Below are 6,461 nucleotides of genomic sequence, written 5' to 3'. Positions count from 1 at the left end.
CCCCCCCCACTGCCGTCGGATCCTGCTCAGGCCGAGACCTCGACGCCGTGTTCGGCGGCGAGACGGTGCAGGTCGTCCAAGGCGGACTGCTCCACCTCGGCCGTGTACTCGTCGCCCAGCCTGCGGGCCTGGTCCCGTTCGCTGCGGGTGCTCTCTATGCGCTGCAGAATGCCAGCGGTGAACGCGTCCATGGTGCTGCGCCCCCTCGTCGTGGGTCGATGGCACGGGGGTGTGCCGACGGCGAATCGATCGCGCCCCTGCCCCGGCGCGGGCGGACGGGCCGTGGTGGCGTGCCGCCACTGGGCGTGATCGCGGGTGTGCAGACGTCTTCCCCAACGCCGTCCGCGGGGAAACCTCCCGACCGGAACCAATCCCCCCACCCGTCCGGAAAGCGCTCCGCGCCCCGCCCCGGACGCGATCCGGAATGCCCTGCCGGCAAGCAGGCCCCGGCACCCCTTACAGCCGGTTTACCGACGTTCGAGGCAGGATGGAGACACCCACAGGGGTATCTCCAGCCTGCCCGCCCGGGCCCAAAGGGAAGGATCAACGCCGTGCGCGTACTCGTCGTCGAGGACGAGCAGCTGCTCGCCGATGCCGTCGCCACCGGACTGCGCCGGGAGGCCATGGCGGTCGACGTCGTGTACGACGGTGCCGCCGCCCTGGAGCGCATCGCCGTCAACGACTACGACGTGATCGTCCTCGACCGCGACCTGCCGCTCGTCCACGGCGACGACGTCTGCCGCAAGGTCGTCGAGCTCGGCATCCCCACCCGCGTCCTGATGCTCACCGCCTCCGGCGACGTCAGCGACCGCGTGGAGGGCCTGGAGATCGGCGCCGACGACTACCTCCCCAAGCCCTTCGCCTTCAGCGAGCTCACCGCCCGCGTGCGGGCCCTCGGCCGCCGCACGACCGTGGCCCTGCCGCCCGTCCTGGAGCGCGCCGGCATCAAGCTCGACCCCAACCGCCGCGAGGTCTTCCGCGACGGCCGGGAGGTGCAGCTGGCGCCCAAGGAGTTCGCCGTCCTGGAGGTCCTCATGCGCAGCGAGGGCGCGGTCGTCTCGGCCGAGCAGCTGCTGGAGAAGGCCTGGGACGAGAACACCGACCCCTTCACCAACGTCGTCCGGGTCACCGTCATGACCCTGCGCCGCAAGCTCGGCGAGCCCCCGGTGATCGTCACCGTGCCCGGCTCCGGATACCGGATCTGATCCCCCGATGACCTCCGCCCCCACCCCGACGCCCCCCGCGACCCCTCCCAAGCCCACCTGGGACCCGCGGCAGCCCGTCGTGCGCCCGTTCCCCCTGCTGCGCCCGACGATCCGGATACGGCTGACCCTGCTGTACGGCGGGATGTTCCTGATGGCCGGCGTGCTGCTGCTGACGATCATCTACCTGCTGGCGGCCGACGCCCTCACCCAGGGCAACCAGCTGCCGTTCCGGATCCTCAACGCCAACGTCGAGACCAGCGCCAGCTGCCGGAGCCTGCCCCAGGGCTCCGCTACCAACAGCGACACCTTCATGAACGGCCTGCGGCTGTGCATGGAGCACCAGCGCGCCATGGCCCTCGACGGGCTCCTCAAGCGCTCCCTGCTGGCCCTCCTCGGCCTGGCCGTGATCGCCTTCGCCTTCGGCTACGCCATGGCGGGCCGGGTCCTCTCGCCGCTGGGCAGGATGACGCGGACCGCCCGCCGGGTGGCGGCCACCGACCTCTCCCGCCGGATCGAACTGGACGGGCCGGAGGACGAGTTGAAGGAGCTCTCGGACACCTTCGACGAGATGCTCGACCGGCTGGAGCGGGCCTTCACCGCGCAGCAGCGGTTCGTGGCCAACGCCTCGCACGAGCTGCGCACGCCGCTGGCGATCAACCGCACGCTGCTGGAGGTCACCCTCTCCGACCCCGGTGCGCCCCCGGAGCTCCAGCAGCTCGGCAAGACGCTGCTGGCCACGAACGAGCGCAGCGAGCAGCTGGTGGAGGGCCTGCTGCTGCTCGCGCGCAGCGACAACGAGATCGTCGACCGCAAGCCCGTAGACCTGGCCGAGGTGGCCTCCCGGGCGCTGGACCAGACGCGCTCGGAGGCCCAGGGCAAGGGCGTGGAGCTGCGCGGCACGCGCCAGCCCGCGGTCGTCCAGGGCAACGGCGTGCTGCTGGAGCGGATCGCGCTGAACCTGGTGCAGAACGCCGTGCGGTACAACACCCCGGACGGCTGGGTCGAGGTGACCACCGAGGCGCAGCCGGGCCAGGCGGTGCTGGTGGTGGAGAACACCGGGCCCGTGGTCCCGGCCTACGAGCTGGACAACATCTTCGAGCCGTTCCGCCGGCTCCGTACGGAGCGCACGGGCAGCGACAAGGGCGTCGGCCTGGGGCTGTCGATCGTGCGCTCGGTGGCCCGCGCGCACGGCGGGCGGATCACCGCGGAGCCGCGCGAGGGAGGCGGGTTGATCATGAGAGTGGTCCTGCCCACCTGAAAATTTCTGCGAGAATAGGGCGGCCGTAGGTTCGCTTTGGGCGGAATTTTCACGTTCCGACCCTTGCTGTGAGTGTGTGTAATCGCTCACACAGGCAAACTTCCGGCCATCCACTCTCCGTGATCAGCGGGCGCGCCGGAACGCCGGAAAAATGGGGGTTTCCGCTGGTCCTGATCACGGGAAGTACACGTGATGGCGCATCCGCATGCGGCATTCGGACCGTGTACGGTCCGGTTCGCCATCCATCCCCATCACCTCTTCAGGTGTGCGGTTGGGTGTCGATTGAGTAACAGACCTTGATGTGAGGCAAAATCTCCGCCTCGGGTCGGGCACAAGTCCGGCCTCTCACGCGTTACGTGCGCTGGAGACACCGCAGACACCCAGAGGGGGAGAGCGACATGGCAACGGACTACGACACCCCACGCAAGACCGACGACGACGTCGACTCGGACAGCCTTGAAGAGCTCAAGGCCCGCCGGAACGACAAGTCGGCGTCGACCGTCGACGTGGACGACTTCGAGGCCGCGGAGGGCATGGAGCTGCCCGGCGCGGACCTCTCCAACGAGGAGCTGGCCGTCCGGGTCCTGCCCAAGCAGGCCGACGAGTTCACCTGCATGAGCTGCTTCCTCGTGCACCACCGCAGCCAGCTGGCGCGCGAGAAGAACGGCCAGCCGATCTGCCGCGACTGCGACTGAGGAACGGGTCTGCGATGGCAGGCTCGACCCCGTTCCGGAAGCGGCGCTCCCGGCAGCCCGAGCTGACCACCGGGCCGGACCAGGAGGCCGCACGGCAGGGCGAGAGCGTCCCTGCCCCTGGCGACACGGTCGGCACCCAGGTCGAGCGAGGCCGTACGGCCTCGCTCGTCGCTGCTGTCGGCCGTGGTGCCACCAAGGGCGGCCGGGGAGCGCGGGCGGGCCTCACCGCCCTCGTCGACCGGCTCATCGCGAACGCCCCGCGCATCCCGGTGCGCGACCTTGCGACACTGCGGGCCCAGTTCCCGGGCCTCGGCCCGGAGGAGCTCGCCGACAAGCTGGTGACGGGCGCGGTCAACGCCACGTCCACCGTGGGCGCCGGGGTCGGGGCCGCGGCGATGCTGCCGGTGCCGCCCGCGATGCCCGCCGAACTGGCCGCCGAGATCGCCGGCGTGGCCGCCGTGGAGCTCAAGCTGATCGCCGAGCTCCACGAGGTGTACGGCCTGCGGGCCCCCGGCACGCTGCGTCAGCGCTCCATGGCCTATCTGGCCGCCTGGGCGGACGAGCGCGGGATCGACGTCACGTCCCCCACCACCGTCAACGCGGCCCTGGGCGGCCAGCTCCGGCGCGAGCTGCGCCAGCAGATCCTCAAGCGCACGTTCCGCAACCTGCCCAACCTCGCGCCCTTCATGATCGGTGCGACCGTGGGCGCGGTGATGAACCGCCGCGACACCAGAAGGCTCGCGGCCAAGGTCCGCATCGACCTGCGGGCCCGGCAGGTGCCGTGGGAGGCGCTCCCGGAGGGCTCCGAAGGCCCTCCGTGGCTGCCCTGAGCCACGCCGCCCCGCCCGGGCCCCCGAGAGGGCCGTCAGGGCATCCGCACAGCCCGCCGGGGCGTCCGCGGCGTCAGGAAGCCCGTACGGCCGCGAGCGCCTCGGCCAGCCGCTCGGGAGAGCGCGTGGAGAGGTAGACGTACGGAGTGGGGTCGGCCGGGTCCGTGATCTCGATCCGGACCGCGGTCGGCACGTAGCCGCGCAGCAGCATGAAGGCGCGGGTGTCAGCCTTGTGCGTGCGCCAGGCGCGGGCCTCCTCGGCGTCCAGCACCTGCGGCGTCCCCAGCGCATCGACGGGGATGCGGGCGTCGCCCGCCAGCAGTGCGCCGCTCACCACGCGGATGCGCACGGACCCGTAGGAGCTGACGGCGACCGCCGCGAGGGCACCGCCGCCCACCAGCCCGCCGAGCATGGGAACCGTCCCCAGGGGCAGCAGGATCAGCGCCATCGCGACCCCGGCCAGAACCGCGATGAACCACCAGGAACGGGGCGCGGTGAGACGTTCTTCGTAAGCCTGCATGGGCCCAAGCTTGACACGAGCGGGACCGGGCCCGGCCGTCGCGGGTAAGGTCAGCCCCTGTGAGTGGACGAACGACAGCGCTGACGCCGCCGGAGGGGGCCGTGCCCCCGGTGCGGCACCCCGACGCGCCCGCGCCCGGAGAGATCATCGGGTCGCACTACGAGTACTGCTTCGGCTGCGGCCCCGGCGTCCCGCACGGGCTGCACGTCGAGGTGCGGGCCGGCGAGGGCGTGGGCGTCTCCGCGGAGTTCCGGGTCAAGGAGGCGCACCAGGGCGCCCCGGGCCTCGCCCACGGCGGGGTGCTGGCGACGGCGCTGGACGAGACGCTGGGCTCGCTCGGCTGGATGCTGCGGGTGATCGCGGTGACCGGCCGGCTGGAGACCGACTTCCTGCTGCCCGTGCCCGTGGACACCGTGCTCCACCTGCGGGCCGAGGTGAAGTCCGTGCACGGCCGTAAGATCTACGCCGCGGCCACCGGCCGGATCGGCGGGCCCGAGGGTCCGCTCGCACTCCGCGCCGAGGCGGTGTTCGTCGAGGTCAAGGTCGACCACTTCATCGAGAACGGCCGTCCCGCAGAGATCCAGGCCACGCTGGCCAACCCCGACCAGGTGAAGGTCGCGCGAGCTTTCGAGGTGAACCCGTGACGCGTCAACCCTTGGACGTCCTCATCCGCCGTGTGGACCCCGAGGTGCCCCTCCCCTCCTACGGCCACCCCGGTGACGCCGGCTGCGACCTCGTGACCACCGAGGCCGCCGAGCTGGCCCCGGGGGAGCGCATGGTGCTGCCGACGGGCGTTTCCATCGCGCTGCCGGACGGCTACGCCGCGTTCGTGCACCCGCGTTCGGGTCTCGCCGCCCGGTGCGGAGTCTCGATGGTGAATGCCCCGGGGACCATCGATGCCGGGTACCGTGGAGAGATCAAGGTGATTGTGGTCAATCTGGACCCGCGGGAAACCGTTCGGTTCGAGAGGTTCGACCGCATCGCCCAGTTGGTCGTCCAGCAGGTAGAGAAGGTCCGCTTCCACGAGGTCGCGGAGCTTCCGGGCTCGGCACGGGCCGAAGGGGGCTTCGGGTCCACCGGTGGCCACGCTGCCGTGGGGTATGGATTCGCTTCGGTCGCCAGCGACCGGGAAGGACAGTGACGTGTTCGGTCGTCGCCGCAAGCGCAGTGAGGACGTAGTCGAGGATGCCGGTCATCTCGACGACGTGACCTCCGAGGAGTTGGCTGAGGACTCAGCGTCGGACGCGCAGGACTCCGCGGCCGGGAGCCGCGTCAGGCTGGAGCCGGAGCCCCGCCCCGACGGGCCGTGGGACCTCTCCGAGGTTCGTGACGCCACCGAGGGCCGGGTCGACCTGGGCGGTCTGTTCGTGCCCGGCGTCGAGGGCATGGAGCTGCGCGTGGAGGTCGCCGGTGACGCGATCGTCGCCGCCACCGTGGTGCTGCGCGACAGCGCCGTGCAGCTGCAGGCCTTCGCCGCCCCCAAGCGCGAGGGCATCTGGGTCGAGGTCCGCGAGGAGATCGCCTCCGGCATCACCCAGCAGGGCGGCGTCGTGGACGAGGTCGAGGGCCCGCTCGGCTGGGAGCTGCGGGCCCAGGTGCCGGTGGCGCTGCCGGACGGCACGCAGGGCGTGCAGATGGTCCGCTTCATCGGGTGCGACGGGCCGCGCTGGTTCCTGCGCGGCGTGATCTCGGGCCAGGGCGCGGTGCAGCCGCAGACCGCCGGCCTGCTGGAGCAGATCTTCCGGGACACCGTCGTCGTCCGCGGCGAGTCCCCGATGGCTCCGCGCGACCCGATCGTGCTGAAGCTGCCGGAGGACGCCCAGATGGTCGCCGAGGGCCTGCAGCCGCAGGACGACGACCGCTCGCGCTTCGCGGGCGGCGTGGACCGCCTGGAGCGCGGTCCGGAGATCACCGAAGTGCGCTGACGGCAGCCTGCCGAAGACCGGTCCGCCG

Annotated in this window: 9 protein-coding genes; 7 read left to right on the top strand and 2 right to left on the bottom strand. The window is 71.7% G+C overall.

What is annotated here, in order from left to right; genetic code table 11:
- Positions 1-26: 26 nt before the first annotated feature.
- Positions 27-191 carry a hypothetical protein gene (locus tag V7793_RS31060; protein WP_168091529.1) on the bottom strand — a complete coding sequence of 55 codons (165 nt, stop codon included), beginning with the start codon at positions 189-191 and terminating at the stop codon, positions 27-29.
- 360 nt (positions 192-551) lie between these two features.
- On the opposite strand from V7793_RS31060, the gene V7793_RS31055 reads away from it, so the two are divergent.
- The 4 genes from V7793_RS31055 (at position 552) to V7793_RS31040 (ending at position 3,988) form a co-directional block, all read left to right on the top strand.
- The gene (locus V7793_RS31055) at positions 552-1,205 is read left to right on the top strand and encodes a response regulator transcription factor (protein ID WP_030368611.1); all 654 of its coding nucleotides are present in this window, start codon (positions 552-554) and stop codon (positions 1,203-1,205) included.
- A gap of 7 nt (positions 1,206-1,212) precedes the next feature.
- Positions 1,213-2,463 (top strand): sensor histidine kinase, encoded by a 1,251-nt coding sequence (locus tag V7793_RS31050; protein WP_336012853.1) that lies wholly within the window; start codon positions 1,213-1,215, stop codon positions 2,461-2,463.
- 398 nt (positions 2,464-2,861) lie between these two features.
- Entirely contained in the window at positions 2,862-3,158 is a 297-nt protein-coding gene (locus V7793_RS31045) for a DUF4193 domain-containing protein (protein ID WP_030366107.1), read from the top strand.
- A gap of 14 nt (positions 3,159-3,172) precedes the next feature.
- A complete protein-coding gene (locus V7793_RS31040; protein WP_336012850.1) occupies positions 3,173-3,988 on the top strand; it encodes a hypothetical protein in 816 nt (271 codons plus the stop codon).
- Between the two features lie 73 nt (positions 3,989-4,061).
- Here the strand turns inward: V7793_RS31040 and V7793_RS31035 are convergent, their stop codons facing one another.
- Positions 4,062-4,508 carry a DUF3093 domain-containing protein gene (locus tag V7793_RS31035; protein ID WP_336012849.1) on the bottom strand — a complete coding sequence of 149 codons (447 nt, stop codon included), beginning with the start codon at positions 4,506-4,508 and terminating at the stop codon, positions 4,062-4,064.
- 59 nt (positions 4,509-4,567) lie between these two features.
- Here V7793_RS31035 and V7793_RS31030 point away from each other — a divergent pair, with 59 nt between their 5' ends.
- The 3 genes from V7793_RS31030 to V7793_RS31020 are packed head-to-tail and all read left to right on the top strand — an operon-like array spanning position 4,568 to position 6,433.
- The gene (locus tag V7793_RS31030; protein WP_336012847.1) at positions 4,568-5,152 is read left to right on the top strand and encodes a PaaI family thioesterase; all 585 of its coding nucleotides are present in this window, start codon (positions 4,568-4,570) and stop codon (positions 5,150-5,152) included.
- A complete protein-coding gene (dut, locus tag V7793_RS31025) occupies positions 5,149-5,649 on the top strand; it encodes a dUTP diphosphatase (protein ID WP_058042151.1) in 501 nt (166 codons plus the stop codon). The genes V7793_RS31030 and dut overlap by 4 nt, the downstream gene beginning before the upstream one ends.
- Before the next feature lies 1 nt (position 5,650).
- Entirely contained in the window at positions 5,651-6,433 is a 783-nt protein-coding gene (locus V7793_RS31020) for a DUF3710 domain-containing protein (RefSeq protein ID WP_336012844.1), read from the top strand.
- Positions 6,434-6,461 lie beyond the last annotated feature (28 nt).

The organism is Streptomyces sp. KLMMK (assembly GCF_036961605.1).
In the GTDB taxonomy this organism is placed as follows: domain Bacteria; phylum Actinomycetota; class Actinomycetes; order Streptomycetales; family Streptomycetaceae; genus Streptomyces; species Streptomyces telluris.
This window is presented reverse-complemented; position numbering and strand designations above follow the sequence as displayed.

Coding starts and splice junctions, on each gene's coding strand:
- V7793_RS31050 (WP_336012853.1), top strand. CDS start 1,213: ATGACCTCCGCCCCCACCCCGACGCCCCCCGCGACCCCTCCCAAGCCC.
- V7793_RS31035 (WP_336012849.1), bottom strand. CDS start 4,508: ATGCAGGCTTACGAAGAACGTCTCACCGCGCCCCGTTCCTGGTGGTTC.
- V7793_RS31040 (WP_336012850.1), top strand. CDS start 3,173: ATGGCAGGCTCGACCCCGTTCCGGAAGCGGCGCTCCCGGCAGCCCGAG.
- V7793_RS31045 (WP_030366107.1), top strand. CDS start 2,862: ATGGCAACGGACTACGACACCCCACGCAAGACCGACGACGACGTCGAC.
- V7793_RS31060 (WP_168091529.1), bottom strand. CDS start 191: ATGGACGCGTTCACCGCTGGCATTCTGCAGCGCATAGAGAGCACCCGC.